Annotated in this window: 20 protein-coding genes; 9 read left to right on the top strand and 11 right to left on the bottom strand. The window is 67.8% G+C overall.

Annotated features, from left to right (window positions below; translation table 11 throughout):
* Window positions 1–7: 7 nt before the first annotated feature.
* Window positions 8–1,213, bottom strand: coding sequence for a macrolide family glycosyltransferase (locus tag RHA1_RS23600; RefSeq protein ID WP_041811913.1), 1,206 nt, complete (start codon window positions 1,211–1,213; stop codon window positions 8–10).
* Between the two features lie 94 nt (window positions 1,214–1,307).
* Here RHA1_RS23600 and RHA1_RS23595 point away from each other — a divergent pair, with 94 nt between their 5' ends.
* On the top strand, window positions 1,308–1,898 hold the full coding sequence (locus RHA1_RS23595) for a TetR/AcrR family transcriptional regulator (RefSeq protein WP_011597142.1): 591 nt from the start codon (window positions 1,308–1,310) through the stop codon (window positions 1,896–1,898).
* 9 nt (window positions 1,899–1,907) lie between these two features.
* Here the strand turns inward: RHA1_RS23595 and malQ are convergent, their stop codons facing one another.
* A complete protein-coding gene (gene malQ / locus RHA1_RS23590; RefSeq protein WP_011597141.1) occupies window positions 1,908–4,013 on the bottom strand; it encodes a 4-alpha-glucanotransferase in 2,106 nt (701 codons plus the stop codon).
* Window positions 4,014–4,209: 196 nt separating this feature from the next.
* Between malQ and RHA1_RS23585 the strand changes: the two genes are divergently transcribed.
* Window positions 4,210–4,857: a HemK2/MTQ2 family protein methyltransferase gene (locus RHA1_RS23585; protein WP_011597140.1), complete on the top strand. Its 648-nt coding sequence runs from the start codon at window positions 4,210–4,212 to the stop codon at window positions 4,855–4,857.
* A 57-nt stretch (window positions 4,858–4,914) separates the two neighbouring features.
* On the top strand, window positions 4,915–5,208 hold the full coding sequence (locus RHA1_RS23580; RefSeq protein WP_009477893.1) for a WhiB family transcriptional regulator: 294 nt from the start codon (window positions 4,915–4,917) through the stop codon (window positions 5,206–5,208).
* 45 nt (window positions 5,209–5,253) lie between these two features.
* Here RHA1_RS23580 and purQ read toward each other — a convergent pair whose 3' ends face one another.
* On the bottom strand, window positions 5,254–5,931 hold the full coding sequence (gene purQ / locus RHA1_RS23575) for a phosphoribosylformylglycinamidine synthase subunit PurQ (protein WP_009477892.1): 678 nt from the start codon (window positions 5,929–5,931) through the stop codon (window positions 5,254–5,256).
* Window positions 5,928–6,167: a phosphoribosylformylglycinamidine synthase subunit PurS gene (purS, locus tag RHA1_RS23570; RefSeq protein WP_005244409.1), complete on the bottom strand. Its 240-nt coding sequence runs from the start codon at window positions 6,165–6,167 to the stop codon at window positions 5,928–5,930. Before purS ends, purQ begins: the two co-directional genes overlap by 4 nt.
* A gap of 131 nt (window positions 6,168–6,298) precedes the next feature.
* Here purS and RHA1_RS23565 point away from each other — a divergent pair, with 131 nt between their 5' ends.
* Complete coding sequence (locus tag RHA1_RS23565) at window positions 6,299–6,946, top strand: MBL fold metallo-hydrolase (protein WP_011597138.1); 648 nt, start codon at window positions 6,299–6,301, stop codon at window positions 6,944–6,946.
* Between the two features lie 50 nt (window positions 6,947–6,996).
* Here RHA1_RS23565 and RHA1_RS23560 read toward each other — a convergent pair whose 3' ends face one another.
* The 3 genes from RHA1_RS23560 to RHA1_RS23550 all read right to left on the bottom strand — a co-directional run bounded on the left by RHA1_RS23560 (window position 6,997) and on the right by RHA1_RS23550 (window position 9,763).
* A complete protein-coding gene (locus tag RHA1_RS23560; RefSeq protein WP_011597137.1) occupies window positions 6,997–7,701 on the bottom strand; it encodes a DUF2334 domain-containing protein in 705 nt (234 codons plus the stop codon).
* Window positions 7,702–7,800: 99 nt separating this feature from the next.
* Entirely contained in the window at window positions 7,801–8,295 is a 495-nt protein-coding gene (locus RHA1_RS23555; RefSeq protein WP_050787513.1) for a glutathione peroxidase, read from the bottom strand.
* A gap of 82 nt (window positions 8,296–8,377) precedes the next feature.
* Window positions 8,378–9,763, bottom strand: coding sequence for a C4-dicarboxylate transporter DctA (locus tag RHA1_RS23550; RefSeq protein WP_011597135.1), 1,386 nt, complete (start codon window positions 9,761–9,763; stop codon window positions 8,378–8,380).
* A gap of 160 nt (window positions 9,764–9,923) precedes the next feature.
* Here RHA1_RS23550 and RHA1_RS23545 point away from each other — a divergent pair, with 160 nt between their 5' ends.
* From RHA1_RS23545 to RHA1_RS46305, 4 genes are all read left to right on the top strand, one after another.
* Window positions 9,924–11,489: a sensor histidine kinase gene (locus tag RHA1_RS23545; RefSeq protein ID WP_009477887.1), complete on the top strand. Its 1,566-nt coding sequence runs from the start codon at window positions 9,924–9,926 to the stop codon at window positions 11,487–11,489.
* Window positions 11,486–12,175 (top strand): response regulator, encoded by a 690-nt coding sequence (locus tag RHA1_RS23540; protein ID WP_011597133.1) that lies wholly within the window; start codon window positions 11,486–11,488, stop codon window positions 12,173–12,175. Before RHA1_RS23545 ends, RHA1_RS23540 begins: the two co-directional genes overlap by 4 nt.
* Window positions 12,176–12,257: 82 nt before the next feature.
* Entirely contained in the window at window positions 12,258–12,809 is a 552-nt protein-coding gene (locus RHA1_RS23535) for an LppP/LprE family lipoprotein (protein ID WP_011597132.1), read from the top strand.
* A gap of 162 nt (window positions 12,810–12,971) precedes the next feature.
* Window positions 12,972–13,151, top strand: a complete 180-nt coding sequence (locus RHA1_RS46305) for a hypothetical protein (protein WP_081437463.1) — start codon at window positions 12,972–12,974, stop codon at window positions 13,149–13,151.
* 103 nt (window positions 13,152–13,254) lie between these two features.
* On the opposite strand, the gene RHA1_RS23525 is transcribed toward RHA1_RS46305, so the two are convergent.
* From RHA1_RS23525 to RHA1_RS23510, 4 genes are read right to left on the bottom strand one after another with little or no spacing between them, the layout of a single operon-like run.
* The gene (locus RHA1_RS23525) at window positions 13,255–15,384 is read right to left on the bottom strand and encodes a S9 family peptidase (protein WP_011597131.1); all 2,130 of its coding nucleotides are present in this window, start codon (window positions 15,382–15,384) and stop codon (window positions 13,255–13,257) included.
* A gap of 3 nt (window positions 15,385–15,387) precedes the next feature.
* Window positions 15,388–16,272 (bottom strand): phosphoribosylaminoimidazolesuccinocarboxamide synthase, encoded by an 885-nt coding sequence (locus RHA1_RS23520; protein WP_009477882.1) that lies wholly within the window; start codon window positions 16,270–16,272, stop codon window positions 15,388–15,390.
* Between the two features lie 11 nt (window positions 16,273–16,283).
* On the bottom strand, window positions 16,284–16,592 hold the full coding sequence (locus RHA1_RS23515) for a hypothetical protein (RefSeq protein ID WP_011597130.1): 309 nt from the start codon (window positions 16,590–16,592) through the stop codon (window positions 16,284–16,286).
* Between the two features lie 11 nt (window positions 16,593–16,603).
* Window positions 16,604–17,257 carry a DJ-1/PfpI family protein gene (locus tag RHA1_RS23510; RefSeq protein WP_011597129.1) on the bottom strand — a complete coding sequence of 218 codons (654 nt, stop codon included), beginning with the start codon at window positions 17,255–17,257 and terminating at the stop codon, window positions 16,604–16,606.
* A gap of 207 nt (window positions 17,258–17,464) precedes the next feature.
* On the opposite strand from RHA1_RS23510, the gene RHA1_RS23505 reads away from it, so the two are divergent.
* Window positions 17,465–18,421, top strand: a complete 957-nt coding sequence (locus tag RHA1_RS23505; RefSeq protein ID WP_011597128.1) for a GlxA family transcriptional regulator — start codon at window positions 17,465–17,467, stop codon at window positions 18,419–18,421.
* Window positions 18,422–18,424 lie beyond the last annotated feature (3 nt).

The following is an 18,424-nucleotide window of genomic DNA, read 5'->3' as shown; positions in this document are numbered from 1 at the left end:
CGTGGCTTCAGAAGAACTCCTCGATCACCCTCACGGCGGCGTCCACTCCACCCGCAGAACGCAACTCGGCGGCGAGCTCCGCGCTGCGGCGCCGGACCGGCTCGGCGGCGACGTGCGTGAGGGCGTCCCGCAACTCGGCTGCCGACACGTCCGAACTGTCCACTCGCACCGCGACTCCCGCGGCGACGAGCGCGTCGGCGTTCTCGAACTGGTCGGTGGCCTGCGGCGCGGCGATCATCGGCGTTCCCGTGAACATTCCTTCGCTGGACCCGCCCATGCCGGCGTGGGTGAGGAACGCGTCGGCCTGCCCGAGGATGTCGAACTGGGGCACCCACCGGTGGACGTCGACGTTGCCGGGCACGGTCCCGAGTTCGGCGACGTCGACGTGCTGTCCGATCTGCAGGACGACGTGCCAGCCGTCGAGGTCGCCGAACGCCTCGATGCAGCGCCGGTAGAAGTCGGCGTGATCGGTGAACGCAGTGCCGAGCGAGACGAGCAGCACCTTCCCCGCGCCTGCCGGGCGCTGCCACCGGCCGTCGGCGGGCCGCCGGGTGGGCAGAGCCGGTCCGACGAACGTGTAGACGTCCTCGTTCACCCGGTCGGCGTTGGGCTGCATCGATTTCGCGATCAGCACGACCGCCCGCGCCGGGCGCCCGTAGAACTCGTCCGGGTCCGTCTCGACACCGTTGTCCCGCAGCAACTTCCCCTGCCGCTCGTACAGCGCCGCCCCGCGTGGGTCCGCCCGCATCGTGTCCACGAACGACTTCATGTCGTCCTCGTAGCCCTCCCACGCGACGTACGTCGGCGACAATTGCACGATCGGCACGCCCCATTCCTCGGCGAGGACGCGGGCGGGTCCTCCCGCGATGTCGTACAGGAACAGGTCGGGGCGGTCGTCCTCGTACAGCGCCCGCAGTTGGGGCAGCATCGACTCGTACTCGGCCTGGAACAGTGTGAGCTGATCGATGGTGTCACCGTCCCAGGACTTCCCGGACTCCTCCGTCGCACCCGCGGTGTTCACGCGCGGCAACGTCGAGGCGTACTCCGTGAACTCCGCTCCGATGCCCTCGACGACGTCCTTCACGGCGGCGTCGTTGGCGTATGTCACGCGGTGACCACGCGTGACGAGTTCGCGGAGAATCTCCAGGCTCGGGTTGACGTGCCCGGGCGCCGGAATGCTGACCATGGCGATGTGTGAGCGGGTCATCTTCATCCTTTCCGATACGGAACGGTCCGTCTCGCTACAGAGTGACCCGCGACTCCAGTCGAGTCAAGACGATACGTCTCGTCTGGTCTACGATCCGTTCATGCCGTCCGCCGACACTCCCCGCCGTTCCGAACGGTCCCGCGCTGCGATCCTGCAGGCCACGCAGGAACTGATCCGCGAACAGCCCTACGGGAAGATCAGCATCGAAGGCATCGCCGCGCGCGCCAAGGTCGGCAAACAGACCATCTACCGGTGGTGGCGATCCAAGGGCGCACTCGTCGTGGACGCCCTGCACGAACAGAATGCGGCCGGGGCACAGGAGGCCATGGCCCTGCCGGACACCGGCGACCTCGCCGCCGACATGCGCCTGGTCCTGCGGGCCACGGTCGACGAGTTCACCTCACCTGATTTCGAACCGCTGTTCCGGGCGCTGTCGATCGAATCGCTGCAGGACCCCGCGCTGCAGGAACAGATCGTCGAGCGGATCTACCGGCCGCAGTTCGAGTTCGTCGCGGCGCGGTTCCGTTCCGCGCAGGACGCCGGGCAGGTGCGGCCCGACGTCGACCTCACCCTCGCGTTCGAGTTGTTCATGGCGCCGATGTTCTACCGCTGGCAGAGCGGAGCCCATCCCCTCACCCACGACCACGCGGACGCCGTCGTCGACCTGGCGATGCGCGCCCTCGCACCCTGACGACCGGGATCAGCGGGCGCTGCCCACGAACCCGAAATCGCCGTCCGCCAGGTCCTCGACGTGTACGGCACGCCCCGCCGCGTCGGCGAGGGGAATCTTCCAATTCGAATACTGGGCCTCGTCGGTGCCCGGCTGATTCTGGACGCGGTACTCCCCCACCAGATCGGCGAGCGCGACACCCGTCAGCAGCGACGGGCTGCGGTTGATCAGCCGGTACAACGCCTTCACGGTGTCGGGTATCGACGCGTCGTCGGCCAGCAGTCCGCGGTCGCGCGCCAATTGCAGTACGGCCTCACGCTGCCGGGCGTCGTGTTCCTTCTCGAGTTCGAGGTCGCGTTCGAGGAGCCCGAGCCGCGAGCGCAATTCGATGTGTTCGCCGGCCAGGTATCCGGCGGTCGGCGGAAGATCATGCGTGGTAACGGATGTCAGGCACAGGGTCCGGTACTGCTCCGGCGGTGTCGGCCGCTCGCCGTCGTGCTCGAACCACAGGATCGACGTCCCCAGGATTCCGCGCTCGGCGAGGTAGTCCTGGACCTCGGGTTCGAAAACCCCGAGGTCCTCACCGATCACCACGGCGCCCGCCCGCTCCGCCTCGAGCGCGAGGATTCCGACGAGAGCCTCGTGGTCGTAGGAGACGTACGTTCCGTCCGCAGGCGACTCCGCATCGGCGGGGATCCACCACAGCCGGAACAGCCCCAGGATGTGATCGACCCGCAGCCCACCCGCGTGCTTCAGCACGGTGCGCAGCATGTCGCGGTACGGGGCATACCCCAGTTCGGCCAGCCGATCCGGTCGCCAGGGCGGCTGATTCCATTGCTGACCCTGCTGATTGAAGTCGTCGGGGGGAGCGCCGACGGTAATGCCCTCTGCCAGGGCCGTTCCCAGCGACCACGCGTCCGCACCCCCGCGCTGGACCCCGACCGCCAGATCGTGCACGATCCCGATGTCCATGCCTGCCGCCCGCGCCGCGTCCTGGGCGTCGGAAAGCTGCTCGTCGCATACCCATTGCAGCCACGAGTAGAACTCGATTCGCGGCGCGAGCTTGCGCTGCTGCGCCCGCACCCAGTCGCTGTCGGGCGCACCGGCCTGCGTCGTCCATCGCGGGTCGTCGGGCGGCAGTTTCTCGGTCAGCGCGCACCAGGTCGCGAAGTCCCGCAGTCCGTCGCCCTCGACGCGGCAGAACTCCTCGAACGCGTGCTGCCTGCTCGGGCTGCGCTCGATCCGGAAGACCCGTTCGAGCACGCGGAGTTTGGCCCGGTACGACGGGTTGCGATCGATCCGGTCGGACCGGTCGTTCGCCCGCTCGAATCGCGCTGCGGCCTCGCGCATCCGCGCATGGCGACGCGTCGAGAGGTACGCCGTCTCCGGGATGTTCTCGACACGGATGTACATCGGGTTGACGTAGCGGCGCGTGGTCGGCAGATACGGCGACGCTTCGATCGGTGGCCGGGGCTGGGCGGCGTGCAGTGGATTGACCAGCACGTAGTCGGCGCCGTGCACGGAACCGAAGATCGTGGCGAGATCCGCGAGGTCGCCGAAGTCCCCGACACCCCAGGACCGATGCGACCGGATCGAGTACAACTGCGTGAGCACACCCCAGCGTCGGCGGTCGCTGAGCGCGTCGGACGTCGACAATCGGTCCGGCGTCACCACGAGCGTGCACGACGAGGACGTGTGCGAGGTCGAAGCCCGCAGCGTGTGCCACCCGCACGGAACGTCGGAGGGGACGACGAACGTCGCGCGGCCGACCAGGGCGCCGTCGACCTCCCGCGGATCAACCCACACCTGGAGTTGGCGTGCCGGGACCGTGCCGCCGGACTCCGTGTCGATCGTGACGTCCACCGCCGAGCCGTGCGGAACGTGGACCACGAAACGGGTCTCGGACCCTTCCCTGCCGACGACGACGGGCGGCAGCATCCGTCGCCACGGTGCCGCGTCGCATTCGGACAGGGCGCGCCGCACCTCGTCCTCCGTTGCGGCGGGAACGTCCAGGGCCGCGAGGACGCTGCGGAGTGTGTCGTCACGCACGTCGCGGCGCTGCTGATCCCAACCCCGGTACGACGTCGCCACCCCGTGCCGGGCCGCGAGGTCACGCAACTGCTCGGTGTACGTCACCCCGTCGATCGTGCCAGTTCACCCCGGAATCTGCGCGACTTCCGACCCGTGCCACCGCGGTCGGAGCGCATCGGCGTGATTGGCCCTGCGCCCAGCGGGGTAATTGTGGAGTAATCAGACGCACGGCGTCCACGGTGGGTCCGCGAGGGCACACCGTGGACGCACCACGATGCGACCGGCGACCGAGGAGTCTTCGATGCTGCTACGCCTTCCCGGAGTCTATCGCCCGCAACACGATACGCAGTTGTTGGCCGATGTCCTGGCGGCGGAGCATCTCGGACCCCATTCCCGGGTACTCGACCTCTGCGCGGGAACCGGTGCGCTGAGCGTGCGCGCCGCCGCTGCGGGTGCGGGCCGGGTGACCGCGGTGGATGTGTCGAGGCGAGCCGCGATCAGCATCAGACTCAATTCCCTCGTCGGCGGGCACCGCATCCGGGTGATCCACGGCGATCTCGTCGAGCAGGTTCGCGACGAGCGCTTCGACGTCGTCGTGTCCAACCCGCCGTACGTTCCGGCAATGATCGACGCCGTGCCCGACCGCGGTCCGGCGCGGGCCTGGGACGCGGGAAAGAACGGTCGCGCACTGCTCGACCGGATCTGTTGCGAGGCTCCCGACGTTCTGGTCGCCGGTGGTGTGCTGCTGCTGGCGCAGTCCAGCCTCAGCGGAGTCGAGAAGACGCTGACGATGCTCGAGGAACAGAACATGCGGGTCGACGTCGCCGCGAGCGCCGAGATCCCCTTCGGACCGGTGCTGGCCGAACGCAGAGGCATGCTCGAGCGGAGAGGACTCATCGAGGCCGGCCAGACCCGCGAAGAGATCGTGGTGATCCGCGCCGTCAAGTAGAAATCGATATTGCGCCACAACGCTTTTCCGTGCCGACGACACTCCGAGGGAGCCGACATGCCGTCATCCACTCGCCTTCCCAGCCCCAACACCGAGAGCTGGGACTGGCAGATCCACGCCCTGTGCCGCGGCGTCGAATCGTCCGTGTTCTTTCATCCCGACGGCGAGCGGGGAAACGCCCGCAGCAACCGTGAACGTCGCGCAAAAGCGATCTGCCGGCGCTGCCCCGTTCTCGTCGAATGCCGGGACCACGCCCTGAGCGTGACCGAACCGTTCGGAATCTGGGGCGGGCTCACCGCGTCCGAACGCCGCGGCATCACGCAGCACGGCGAGGGAATCGTCGCCGTCTGATCCCGGCACCGTGCAGGCCCGCGGCCACACACGGTGCCGGTCGGCTCAGGCGGAGATGACGCTGTCGAGGACGGAGTAGAACATGCCGAGCCCGTCGTCGCTGGGGCCGGTGAGGGCCTCGGTGGCGTGCTCGGGGTGCGGCATGAGGCCCACGACGCGGCCGTTGGCCGAGGAGATGCCCGCGATGCCGCGCTGCGAACCGTTCGGGTTGTCGCCGACGTAGCGGAACACGACGCGGCCCTCGCCCTCGAGTTCGTCGAGGACGTTCTCCGACGCCTGGTAGCGGCCCTCGCCGGACTTGAGCGGGACGAGGATCTCGGCACCCGACTCGTAGCGGGACGTCCACGCCGTCGACGTGGCCTCGACCTTCAGCCACTCGTCGCGGCAGATGAAGTGCAGGCCCTCGTTGCGGGTGAGCGCGCCGGGCAGGAGGCCCGCTTCGCAGAGAACCTGGAAGCCGTTGCAGATACCGAGGACGGGCATGCCGCCCTGCGCGGCCTGCACGACCTTGCCCATGACGGGCGCGAACCGTGCGATGGCACCGCACCGCAGGTAGTCGCCGTAGGAGAAGCCACCGGGGACGATGACGGCGTCGACACCCTTGAGGTCGGCGTCGCCGTGCCACAGGCTCACGGCCTCGCCGCCGGCGAGGGTCACCGCGCGGGCGGCGTCGACGTCGTCGAGGGTGCCGGGGAAAGTGATGACTCCGACGCGGGCGCTCATGCTTCGACGCGCCTCACAGTCCAGTCCTCGATCACCGTGTTGGCCAGCAGGGCCTCGGCGATCTTCTCGAGCTGAGCGTCGTCGACACTGCCGTCGACCTCGAGCTCGAACCGCTTGCCCTGACGGACATCGGAAACTCCAGCGAAGCCGAGCCGCGGCAGCGCTCCGACAATGGCCTGCCCCTGGGGGTCGAGAATCTCGGCCTTGGGCATGACTTCGACGACGACACGGGCCACGTGCTGCTCCTTGTAGTAGTGCGCGAGCCCAGAGTGGAACACCGGGCACCCGGAAGTTTACCGGGCTACCTGCCTGCGGTTCGCATCGGACGAACGGGACGAGCCATGCATGCAGGCGCATACTCGGTTTCATGCGACTGACTCACTTCGGCCACAGCTGCGTCCTCGTCGAGTTGAACGGTTCCACCATCCTCTTCGATCCGGGCAACTTCTCCCACGGATTCGAGGGCATCACCGGACTGGACGCGATCCTGGTCACCCACCAGCACCCCGACCACGTCGACCAGCAACGACTGCCCGCCCTCGTCGAGGCGAACCCCGGCGCGGCGCTGTACTCGGACCCGCAGACCGCGGCCCAACTCGGCGGCGCGTGGACGGGGGTGCACGCCGGCGACGAGTTCGACATCGGCGACGTGCACGTCACCGGCACCGGTGGGAGGCACGCGGTGATCCACCCCGACATCCCGGTGATCGACAACACGGCGTTCCTGCTCGGCGACGGCGACAACCCCGCCCGGCTGATGCACCCGGGCGACTCGCTGTTCGTCCCGGAACAGAATGTCGACGTGCTGGCGCTGCCCGCCGCGGCGCCGTGGCTGAAGATCTCCGAGGCCATCGACTACCTGCGCGCCGTCGCACCGCGGGTCGCGGTGCCCATCCACCAGGCGATCATCGCGAACGAGGCCACCGGCATCTTCTACGGCCGCTACTCGGACATGGCTCCCGCGGGCACCGAGTTCCGCACGATGCCGAGCGAGTCGAGCGTCGAGGTGGCTTGACGGCCCCGTGAGTACTTATTAACCGCCCGCGGTTGAGAAGTACTCACGGGTCAGGCGGCACCGATCTGCGGGATCCGCGGCTCCCAGCGGTACACCTGGGGCCGCGCGTGATGGTAGAGCGCGAGGTCGACGGCGTCGAGCATCGCCTGCCGCGGTCCCGACGTGCCCAACTGCTTCGCGGTGACGGCGAGGCGCACCACGCCCCCACGCCTGGCGGTCCGTCCGGAGCCGAGGACGAGGGCCCGGCACCACCACGGTTCGGCGCGGAATCCCTCGCCGATCCCCAGCACCCGCGACCGCACCGACGTCTCGCGTTCGAGGTCGTGGATGGCGGTCATCGCGGCCAGCAGCCGGAACCCGGCCGACGGCAGTGCCGTGACGGCGCCCTGCGACGCCAGCCAGCGGGGCGGAGCGAACAGTCTGGTGCGCAGTCCGGTCTGTTCCATCACCCGATCCGCCGCGAGCAGTCGCAGCCGCGCCTCGTGTTCGGGAAGCGAGGCGAACTCGGCCCGGCGACGTTTGGTCGCGGCCTGGTCGTATCCGTGGAGGACGACGGCGTCGCCGCGGGATCGGCGCGCGCGGACCCAGTCCTGCGTCGCAGGGTCGTTGACCAGTCGATACTTGTCTTTCAGGCGCGGGGCGACGAGCAGCGACAGCGGCACGCCGCGCGCATCCATCTCCTCGGCGAACGCGGCCGCGAAGTCGCGCGTCTCGTCCTTGATTCCTGACACCGACACGATCAGTTGTCCGGTCATGGTCCTCAGCGTGACAGGTGAACGTGAACAGCGAGCAAAGCTCGTGCGCCTTTCCGGTAGTGGGAGCTACCGAAAAGGCGCACGAGCGCGGAGCGCCTACTACTTGGGCAGGACCGCCTCGATGGCCTCGACGACCTCGGGGGCGTCGGGCTCGGTGCGGGGACGGAACCGCTTCACCACGGTGCCGTCGGGTGCGACGAGGAACTTCTCGAAGTTCCACTGGATGTCGCCCGCGGCGCCCTCGGCGTCGGTGGCCTTGGTCAGTTCCTCGTAGAGCGGGTGCCGGTTCTCGCCGTTCACCTCGATCTTCTCCAGCAGGGGGAACGTGACGCCGTAGGTGGTGGAGCAGAAGGTCTCGATCTCTTCGGCGGTGCCGGGCTCTTGACCCATGAACTGGTTGCACGGGACGCCTATCACGGTCAGTCCGCGGTCGGCGTAATCGGTGGCGAGCTTCTCGAGGCCCTTGTACTGCGGGGTCAGTCCACACTTCGAGGCGACGTTCACCACGAGGACGGCGCGACCGTCGTATTCGCCGAGTGAGGTCGGGGTGCCGCCGAGTGTGTTGATGCCGATGTTCTGAACAGGTGTCGTCATGCGCACCAACGTAGCCAACAAACCTCTGTGCGCCCAGGCTTCGAATCGCCCGGGCGCACAGAGGTTTACTTCGGAGTGGGTGTCAGCTCTTCACGAGGACCCGCGGCTCGTCGGCGGCAGGGGTCTCGGTGGCCTGCTCTTCGACGACCTCGCCGTGGCCGTCGTCGACCATCGTCGACTCGTCGAACGGGAGCTTGCCGTCGAGGACGGTGCGGACGCGCTCGTTGTCGATCGTGTTGGTCCAGGAACCGACGAGCAGGGTGGCGACGGCGTTGCCGGAGAAGTTCGTGACCGCGCGGGCCTCGGACATGAACCGGTCGATACCGACGATGAGGCCGACGCCGTCGAGCAGTTCGGGACGGTGGCTCTGCAGGCCGCCCGCGAGGGTGGCGAGCCCGGCGCCGCTGACTCCGGCAGCACCCTTGGACGCGATGATCATGAACACCAGCAGCGACAGCTGCTCGGGGAAGGACAGCGGCTGGCCCATCGCATCGGCGATGAAGATCGACGCCATGGTCAGGTAGATGGCCGTGCCGTCGAGGTTGAACGAGTAGCCGGTGGGGACGACGACACCGACGGTGGTGCGCTCGACGCCGACGTGTTCCATCTTCGCGATCAGACGGGGCAGGGCCGACTCGGACGAGGACGTGGCGAAGATCAGCAGGTACTCGCGGGCCAGGTACTTGACCAGCTTGAAGATCGAGACGCCTGCGACGACGCGGAGCACGGATCCGAGGACACCGAACACGAAGATCAGGCAGGTGAGGTAGAAGCCGAGCATGAGCGTGGCGAGCTGGACGACGGCGCTGAGACCGGTCTGGCCGACGACGTTCGCGATGGCACCGAAGGCACCGATCGGTGCGAGCCACAGGATCATCGACAGGATCTTGAAGACGAGCTTCTGCACGGAGGCGACACCGCGCAGGATCGGCTCACCCTGCTTGCCGAGGGCCTGCAGTCCGAAGCCGACGAGCAGCGCGACGAACAGGGTCTGCAGCACGCTTCCCTCGGTCAGTGCCGACATCAGCGACGTGGGGATGATCGACTGGAGGAAGTCCATGGTGCCGCCGGCGCCGTGGGCCTTCTCGGCGAGCGCCGCTCCGGTGCCCGCGGTGTCGGCGCTGATGTTCAGGCCGGAGCCCGGGTTGAGCAGGTTGCCGACCACCAGGCCGATGCCGAGCGCGACCGTGGACATCCCGATGAAGTAGGTGAGGGCGAGTCCGCCGACCTTGCCGACCTTGGCTGCGGCCTTCACCGATCCGATGCCGAGCACGATCGTGCAGAAGATGACGGGGCTGATCATCATCTTGATGAGGTCGACGAACATCGTGCCGAGCACGCCGAGCGACTTGCCGACTCCCGGAGCCAGCCATCCGACGAGGACGCCCGCGACGACGGCGACGATGACCCCCATGTACAACCAGTGTGTCCGGTCGCGCTTCTTGGTCTTCCCTGTCGCAGTACTCATGGGATTGTCCTCCAATTCGAGTGGCAAGCTGATCGGTGAGGCCGGTTAGTGACCGCGATCACGTCTTGGAAGAATCTTCTAAGCGATCGCTTGGCTGGAGAAGTTTGTGTTCATTACGTTCAGGAGAAATGCATTGCCTCACCATCCGCCGAGACGTCCCATGAGCGTCGCGAGGCAGCTCTTCCTCCTGCAGCTCGTCGTGTTGGTGCTGGTCATCGGCGCCGGGACCGCGCTGGCCATCGTCGATCAGCGTCGCGACAGCGACGAGACCACCCGACGTGCCGTCACGGCCGTCGCGACCACGCTCGCGCTGTCGGACGGCACCGTCGAGGCATTGCGGTCCCCCGACCCGACGGCGGTTCTCCAGCCCCAGACCGAGCGGATCCGTGCCGCGACCGGCACCGATTTCATCGTCGTGATGACGCCCGCCGGCATCCGCTTCACCCACACCAATCCAGAGCTGATCGGCGGCGTGTTCTCCGGCAACATCGAGCGCGCGCTCCGCGGGGAGACGTTCACGGAGACGTATGCCGGCTCGCTGGGACCGTCGATCCGGGCCGTGGCCCCGGTGTACGACGGCGACCGGATCGCGGGTCTCGTGTCCGTCGGCGTCACACGCGAGAAGATCGGCGACCAGTTCGCCGCGAGCCTGCCGACCATCTTCGCGGTCGCCGCGATCGGTCTGGCGGTGTCGGCGGCCGGCTCGTTCCTGCTGAGCCGGCGCCTGCGCCGTCAGACACTGGGGATGGCGCCGGACGAGCTGCGGCAGATGTACGAACATCACGACGCCGTCCTGCACTCGATCGGCGAGGGCCTGCTGGTGCTCGGCCGCGACAGCGGCGACTCCGCGAAGGCCGAAGTGGTGAACGACGAAGCGCGCCGCCTCCTCGATCTCCCGGAAGGCCCGGTCCCGGTGGCTGCGCTGCCGGAGTCGTTGCGGCAGTCGCAGGGCGACGATTCCCGGGACGAGGTGCACGTGACCCCCGACCGCGTGCTGCTCGTCAGCCGGGAGCCCGTGACGTGGGAGGGGCAGCGTCTGGGGACGGTGCTGACACTGCGCGATCGCACCGAATTGCAAAGCATCATGGGTGAACTCGACTCCGTGCGCGGATTCGCGGAATCGCTGCGGTCGCAGGCCCACGAATCGGCGAACCGTCTGCACACGATCATCACGATGGTCGAACTGGGCCGCTACGACGACGCGATCGCGTTCGCCACCGAGGATCTGCGGTTGTCGCAGGAACTGATCGACCGCCTGATGACGGCGGTGCACGAACCCGCTCTGGCCGCACTGCTGCTCGGCAAGGTGGGTGTGGCCGCCGAACGGGGAGTCGACCTGACCGTCACCGAAGACACCGCCCTCGGACCCGTTGCGTCGCTCAGTGCGCGTGAACTCGTCACGCTGGTGGGTAATCTCGTGGACAATGCGATCGACGCCGCCCGCGGTGCGACGGAGTCCCCCGGAGAGGATGCGTGGGTGGAAGTGACCGTCCGTCAGGAGGATTCGATGATGGTGGTACGGGTGGCCGACAGCGGCCCCGGTATTCCCGCCGACGAACTCGACAAGGCGGTCACGCGCGGCTACTCCACCAAGTCGGGTCAGCGCGGGCTCGGGCTGGCGCTGGTGGCGCAGGTGGTGGCGCGGCACGGCGGGACGATCCACACGGAGCCGTCGCTCGGATCGATGATCGTCGTCGAGATCCCGATCGACGGGGCCGCCTCGTGATCCGTGTGATGATCGTCGAGGACGAACCACTCATCGCCGAGGCGCATCGGGCGTATGTGGAACGCATTCAGGGTTTTTCGGTCCACACCGTAGTGCACGACGGTAACAGCGCGATGCGCGCGGTCGCCGCCGCGAACGGCAGCGACGACCCCATCGACCTCGTCCTGCTCGACATCGGCCTGCCGGATGCCAGCGGACTCGACGTGGCGGCGGCACTGAGCGGCGTGCGACCGAGTCCCGACGTGATCGCAGTGACCTCGGCCCGCGACCTCGAGATGGTCCGCACCGCCGTGGCGCGCGGAATTGCGTTGTATCTCCTGAAACCGTTCACGTTCGCGGCGTTCCGCGACAAACTCGAGCGGTACCGGGAATTCCGCGACGCCCTGCCCGCCGGAAGCAACGCGCTGAGTCAGCACGACATCGATCGGGCGATGTCGGCGCTGCGCACCTCCGACGAGCGCGCGGCGTCCCCGAAAGGCGTTGCACCACAGACACTCGACCACATCTCCGCCTGCGTCCGCGACGCTGCGGGACCGCTGACGGCGGCCGAGGTGGCGGCCAGTATCGGGGTCTCCCGGGTCACGGCCTGGCGGTATCTCGAACGTCTGGCCGACGACGGCGTGCTCACCCGGCACACCGAGTACGGTCGGGCGGGGCGCCCACAGATTCGCTACGCGCTGCGCTGACCCCCGTAACGAACCGGCCACGCCGCGCGAGACAGTGAGGGAGGCGAAGTAATTCCTGTCGGGGACGATGCAGGGAGAACACATGAAGACTCGCGCGGCAGCATTTCTGACCGTCGTGGCTGCGACCGCGCTCACCGGGTGCACCGGAAGCGACGACGCGGCAGAATCCGCTGCCTCCCCGGTCCCACAGGCCGCTTCTGCCGCAGAAGTACGCAGCGGACGGTGCCTCGACCTCGATTCGGCACTGGTCACCGACGCGTTCGCGTCGCTCGGCAACGCACCGGGTGGCGATCCGTGGGTACCGGGAACCGCGTCCGATGCCGCCGGCGGGGACTGCCCCGCGCTGCTGTGGGCCACGGCGGAGACGCCCATGGGGACGGTGAGTTCGCCGACCCAGGTGCTCTTCTTCCACGACGGCGCGTATCTCGGCACCGCGACAGCCGAATCGTATGCCTACACGCGGGTGGTCGAGTCCACCGGCGACTCCGTATCGGTGCAGTACAGGTGGCTCGGCGAGCAGGACGCCAACTGCTGCCCGTCGGGCGGACCCGCGGTGATCACCTACTCCTGGGACGGGTCCCGGGTCGTGATGGAGCAGCCGCTGCCGCAGGAGATGCTCGACTCCTACTACTGACATCCGACTACCGCTGTGGCACAACGGCATTGACATGACGCGGACGGGACCACCGGAGAGGGTCGAGAAAAGCCCCGTCAGAGGTTGTGACCTGGATCACATCGGTGGACGATTGTAGAGGAGTCACCTCCGGCTCGTAGTAACTCAGCCAAGGACCTTCACATGTCTAGCAGAATTGCCACCACACTCGCCGCGATTGCAATGACCCTGTCACTCGGCGCCCTCGCCGCCCCCGCAGCTGTCGCCGCACCGGCTGCGCCCTCACCGACCCCGGCAGTCGGTTCGATCGCCGTCTGCCTCAACCTGCCACTGGGGTCGGCAAGCATCAGCTTCTGCATCTGAGCCATGCGAGGCGGAAAGCCCCCCGGACCCTCCGATTTCCGCCTCGCCAGCCGATGCTTTTCACACGCCGAGATATCGCATCCTCGGCGCGGGTGCCCCCTACCTACTCGCCGATCGTGTCGAGCACCCAGGCGAATTCGAACGCTACTTCCTTCCACTTCTCGTAGCGTCCGCTGACACCGCCGTGCCCGGCGCTCATCTCCGTCTTGAGGAGGAGCGGCGAGTCGCCGGTCTTGGTGGCGCGCAGTTTGGCGACCCACTTCGCCGGTTCGACGTAGAGCACCCGGGTGTCGTTGATGCTGGTGATCGCGAGGATCGCCGGGTAGTCCTTGGCCTCGACGTTCTCGTACGGACTGTACGAGCGCATGTATTCGTAGACCTCGGGGTTCTCGAGCGGGTTGCCCCACTCGTCCCATTCGATGACGGTCAGCGGCAGTGAGGGGTCGAGGATCGATGTCAGCGGGTCCACGAAGGGAACGTTGGCGAGGATTCCGGCGAACAGTTCGGGGGCCAGGTTGGCCACCGCACCCATCAGCAGGCCGCCTGCGCTGCCGCCGTCGGCGACCATCTGCCGCGGCGTGGTACGCCCGGTGTCGATCAAATGCTGTGCGCTCGAGACGAAGTCTGTGAAGGTATTCTTCTTCGTGAGCGTCTTGCCGGTCTCGTACCAGTGCCTGCCCATCTCGCCGCCGCCGCGCACGTGCGCGACCACGAACACCACTCCACGGTCGAGCAGGGACAGCCGCGCGACGGAGAACGCGGGATCCATGCTGGCCTCGTACGATCCGTACCCGTAGAGGAGCGTGGGGGCGGGGTCGTCGACGCCGTTCGTCTTCCGCCGGACGATCGACAGCGGGATGCGCGTCCCGTCCTCGGCGACGGCCCAGTCGCGTTGCTGCTCGTAGTTTCCGGCGTCGAATTCGCCGAGCACGGGTTGCGACTTGCGCAGGGCAAGTTCACCCGTCGACAGCACGTAGTCGTACACCTGGCCGGGCGTGATGAACGACGTGAACGCCATCCGCAGTGTCGGCTGCCGCCATTCCGGGTTGGCCCCGAGCCCGACGCTGAAGAGTTCCTCGTCGAATTCGATCTCCGTGAACTCGCCGTAGCCGTCCTCACCGAGCGGCCAGATGGCCAGCCGGGTCAACGCCTCCCGGCGGTAACCGAGCACGAGGTGGTCGGCGAACGCGTCGACCTCCTCCAACCGCACGTCGGAGCGGTGCGAAATGAGAATGGTCTGCGACGTCGGATCGGATACCGGCGCCTCGGCGAGCACGAAGTTCTCGGCCTTCTCACCGTCGACGACGTCGTTGTGCATGATCAGGAAGCGGTCTTCCCCCGCGACGACCGCGTGCTCCACGCCGTATTCGACGCCCTCGCGTCGCGGCAGCACCACCCGGAACTCGCCCTCGGGATTCTCCGATTCGAGCACCCAGCCTTCGCTGGTGATCTTCGACCCCACCCAGATCATGAGGTACTTCTCGCTCCGCGTGGACCCGACCGACACCCAGAACCGCTCGTCCGGCTCGTGGAACACAGTGACGTCCTGCGCACGGTCGGTGCCGAGCTTGTGCCGCCACACGGTGTCGGGGCGCCAGGACTCGTCGACGGTGAGATAGAAGACGTGACTGTGGTCGATGGCCCAGGTAGCACCCGGCGCGGTCTCGGGGATTTCGTCGGGCAGCAGTTCGCCGGTCACGAGGTTCTTGAAACGCAGCGTGTAGCGCTCGTCGCCGACCACGTCGACCGAGTACGCGAGGAGCGTGCCGTCGTGGCTGAGGGAGAAAGCGCCGATCGAGAAGAAGTCGTGCCCCTCGGCCTCGGCGTTGCCGTCGAGCAGCACCTGCTCACCGGGCAGTTCGACACCCGGAGCCAGTTCCGGCGGGGTCCAGTCGTCGGGGCCGGCGATCGGTGCCCGGCACTGGACGCCGTACTGCTTGCCCTCGATGGTGCGGGCGTAGTACCACCAGTCGCCCATCCGGGTGGGAACCGACATGTCGGTCTCCTGCGTGCGCGACTTGATCTCCTGGAAGATCTGGTCCCGCAGCGGCGCGAGATGCGCGGTCTGCTGCTCGGTGTACGCGTTCTCGGCCTCGAGATACGCGACGACTTCGGCGTCTTCCTTGTCGCGCAGCCACTCGTACTCGTCGACGAACGTGTGACCGTGGTGGACGCGTTCGGTAGGCACCTTCTTCGCGACCGGCGGGGTCAGTTTCGCGCCTTCGGAGGTCATGTCTCAGCCCACCCAGTCCGCGAACGACAGACCCGAGATCCGCTCGTACGCTTCGATGTACCGCTCGCGGGTCGCCTCCACGATCTCGGCGGGCAGCGGCGGCGGCGGAGTGTCGGACGCGCGGTCCCAGCCGGATTCGGGTCCGGTGAGCCAGTTGCGGACGAACTGCTTGTCGAAGCTCGGCTGCACCTTCCCGGCCTCGTACCCGTCGGCCGGCCAGTACCGGGACGAGTCGGGGGTGAGGACCTCGTCGGCGAGAACCAGGTTGCCCTGCGGGTCCAGTCCGAACTCGAGCTTGGTGTCCGCGAGGATGATGCCCCGGTCCGCGGCGAAGTTGGACGCCCGGCCGTAGATGTCGAGGGTGTCGTCGCGCAGCTTCACGGCCAGGTCCTGACCCACCTTCTCGACCACGGCCTCGAAACTGATGTTCTCGTCGTGCTCGCCCAGTTCGGCCTTGCTGGCGGGCGTGAAGATCGGGTCGGGAAGCTGGCTCGCCTCCACCAACCCCTCGGGCAGTGCGACGCCGCACACCGCGCCGGTCTCGTTGTAGTCGAGCAGCCCCGACCCCGTGAGGTAGCCGCGGGCCACGCACTCGACGGGGACCATGTCCAGCTTCCGGACCACCAGCGCGCGGCCGAGGACCTCTTCGGGGATCCGGCTGTCGTCGGGTTCACCGGCCAGATGGTTGTTGCCACCGAGGACGCCGAAGAAGAAGACGCTCATCGCGGTGAGCACCCGCCCCTTGTCCGGGATCGGGGTGCTGAGGACGTGGTCGTAGGCGGAGATCCGGTCGCTCGCGACCAACAGGAGGTGCTCGTCGTCGATCGTGTAGAGGTCGCGGACCTTGCCACCGGCCAGATGGGCGTATGAATCGAGTGAGGGGCGCACGGTGACCCAGCCTATCGGTCGGGCACCGACCGGCGGCCGCTGACCTTCGAGCTGGGCAGACGTCCCGCCGTCGACTTCCCCGTCATCTCGTCGCCCTCGACGAGGACATCGAACTGCAAGTGGAGGCGCAGCGGCTTGGTGATGGACTGAGACCAGGTGAGCCGGTTCCCGTCGAGCGTCGGGTCGGTGAGCGGCACTTCCTCGGCGGCTCCGCGAGCGATGCCGCGAAGTTCCCCGTCCTGCGTGACGAAGGTGAGTTCGACTCGTTGCTTGCTGATGGGCGTGGCGATCACGACGTTCCAGGTGCCGTCGACAGACATGGGTCTGCTCCTCAGATGGTGGTGGGTTCGAGCCCACGGGCACGCCAGACGGTGCCGCGGCGCTCGTAGGCGAACAATGTCTCGACCGCGTGCGCGATGCGCGGTCCCAGTTCCCGTTCGAGTAAATACAGTCCGAGGTCCAGACCTGAGGTGACGCCGGCCGCGGTGACGAGGTCACCGTCGTCGACGACGCGGGCGTCCACGGCGACCACCCCGGTGGCGTCGAGCAGATCCATCCCCAGGTGATGGGTGACGGCGTGGCGGCCTTCGACGAGTCCGGCCATCGCGAGCACGAGCGACCCGCCGCAGACGGTGGCGACGATCAGGTCCGGGTCGGCACAGGCCTCCCGCAGTACGTCGGGGAGCCGCGTCTCCAGGGTCCGTCCGAGAATTCTCGGGATGGTGTCTTCGCCCTCGGCGCGCTCTTCCACGCGCCCCGACGCACCCGGCACGACGATCACATCGGCCCGGCCCACGTCGAGCGTCGCGGCGGCCCGCAGACTCAGCGGCGCCGTTCCACTCGGGACCTCACGCACGCCCTCGGCGGAGGCCAGTTCGACGGTCAGCGCGCCGTCGGCGTACAGACCGCCCGCGTGCAGTACCTCGAAGGGAGCGATGACGTCGAGCGGATCGAATCCGTCGAACAGCGCGCTCTGGACATGCATCCGTGGTGCCTTTCCCTGTGTGCCGCGTGCCGAGTACACGGGCCGCCAGTGACGCCAGCCAGCCGATCGATACCTGAGAACTGGCATTTTCGCCACAGATCAACGGATTGACGCCACGCCATCCCCGCAGATCTCTTCCTTTCACATCGTCGTTTACCGCCGTTATGCGCCCTTGGCGGAAATCGATCGACTGCGTAGGTTGTAGCCATGCACACCGTGGCAGTACTGGCACTCGACGGTGTCATCGCGTTCGATCTCGCCACCCCGATCGAGGTCTTCGGCCGCACCAGGCTGCCGGACGGACGCGCGGCCTACCGGGTGAAGGTGTGCGCCCCCGGCGGTGACGTGGATGCCGGCGCATTCACACTCCGCGCGCCGTGGGATCTGAGCATTCTGGACGCGGCCGACACGATCATCCTGCCGGGTCTGGCCGACCCCACCGCTCCGCTTGCACCCGAAGTTCTCGAGGCGCTGCGCCGGGCAGCCGACAGTGGCACCCGCATCGCGTCGATCTGCGTGGGAGCGTTCACTCTGGCCGCCACAGGACTACTCGACGGCAGACGGGCGACGACGCACTGGGCGGCCGCCGAACTCCTCGCCGCGCGTCACCCGCTGGTCGACGTGGATCCGGCCGTGCTCTACGTCGACAACGGCCAGTTCCTGACCTCGGCCGGTGCCGCGGCAGGCCTCGATCTGTGTCTGCACATGATCCGTTCGGATCACGGGTCGGCGGTCGCCGCCGACGCTGCACGGTTGTCGGTCATGCCGTTGGAACGCGAAGGCGGACAGGCGCAGTTCATCGTTCACGAACGACCACCGTCCGCGGAGCTGACGAGCCTCGAACCGCTGCTCCGGTGGATGCACGAGAACAGCCGCGAAGACCTGACGCTCGACGACCTCGCCCGGCGAGCCGGGACGAGCCCCCGCACCCTCAATCGGAGATTCCGCGAGCAGACCGGCACCACACCGTTGCAGTGGCTTCACCGCGTCCGGATTCATCAGGCGCAGTACCTCCTGGAGACCACCACTCACTCCGTCGACCGCATCGCCGCGCAGGTGGGCTTCGGGTCGCCGACCGCGTTCCGCGACCGGTTCAAGCGCGTCGTGGGCACCAGCCCCCACTCGTACCGCGCGGCGTTCCGCGGATCCTCGGCGACCGCGTGACGG

Origin of the sequence: Rhodococcus jostii RHA1, from assembly GCF_000014565.1 — a bacterium.
Taxonomy (GTDB): domain Bacteria; phylum Actinomycetota; class Actinomycetes; order Mycobacteriales; family Mycobacteriaceae; genus Rhodococcus_F; species Rhodococcus_F jostii_A.
This window is presented reverse-complemented; position numbering and strand designations above follow the sequence as displayed.

Bases quoted from the DNA above. Each gene is read 5' to 3' on its own strand.
- RHA1_RS23600 (WP_041811913.1), bottom strand. From the start codon at position 1,213: ATGAAGATGACCCGCTCACACATCGCCATGGTCAGCATTCCGGCGCCC.
- RHA1_RS23595 (WP_011597142.1), top strand. From the start codon at position 1,308: ATGCCGTCCGCCGACACTCCCCGCCGTTCCGAACGGTCCCGCGCTGCG.
- RHA1_RS23585 (WP_011597140.1), top strand. From the start codon at position 4,210: ATGCTGCTACGCCTTCCCGGAGTCTATCGCCCGCAACACGATACGCAG.
- RHA1_RS23580 (WP_009477893.1), top strand. From the start codon at position 4,915: ATGCCGTCATCCACTCGCCTTCCCAGCCCCAACACCGAGAGCTGGGAC.
- purQ (WP_009477892.1), bottom strand. From the start codon at position 5,931: ATGAGCGCCCGCGTCGGAGTCATCACTTTCCCCGGCACCCTCGACGAC.
- RHA1_RS23565 (WP_011597138.1), top strand. From the start codon at position 6,299: ATGCGACTGACTCACTTCGGCCACAGCTGCGTCCTCGTCGAGTTGAAC.
- RHA1_RS23560 (WP_011597137.1), bottom strand. From the start codon at position 7,701: ATGACCGGACAACTGATCGTGTCGGTGTCAGGAATCAAGGACGAGACG.
- RHA1_RS23555 (WP_050787513.1), bottom strand. From the start codon at position 8,295: ATGACGACACCTGTTCAGAACATCGGCATCAACACACTCGGCGGCACC.
- RHA1_RS23550 (WP_011597135.1), bottom strand. From the start codon at position 9,763: ATGAGTACTGCGACAGGGAAGACCAAGAAGCGCGACCGGACACACTGG.
- RHA1_RS23545 (WP_009477887.1), top strand. From the start codon at position 9,924: ATGAGCGTCGCGAGGCAGCTCTTCCTCCTGCAGCTCGTCGTGTTGGTG.
- RHA1_RS23535 (WP_011597132.1), top strand. From the start codon at position 12,258: ATGAAGACTCGCGCGGCAGCATTTCTGACCGTCGTGGCTGCGACCGCG.
- RHA1_RS46305 (WP_081437463.1), top strand. From the start codon at position 12,972: ATGTCTAGCAGAATTGCCACCACACTCGCCGCGATTGCAATGACCCTG.
- RHA1_RS23525 (WP_011597131.1), bottom strand. From the start codon at position 15,384: ATGACCTCCGAAGGCGCGAAACTGACCCCGCCGGTCGCGAAGAAGGTG.
- RHA1_RS23515 (WP_011597130.1), bottom strand. From the start codon at position 16,592: ATGTCTGTCGACGGCACCTGGAACGTCGTGATCGCCACGCCCATCAGC.
- RHA1_RS23510 (WP_011597129.1), bottom strand. From the start codon at position 17,257: ATGCATGTCCAGAGCGCGCTGTTCGACGGATTCGATCCGCTCGACGTC.
- RHA1_RS23505 (WP_011597128.1), top strand. From the start codon at position 17,465: ATGCACACCGTGGCAGTACTGGCACTCGACGGTGTCATCGCGTTCGAT.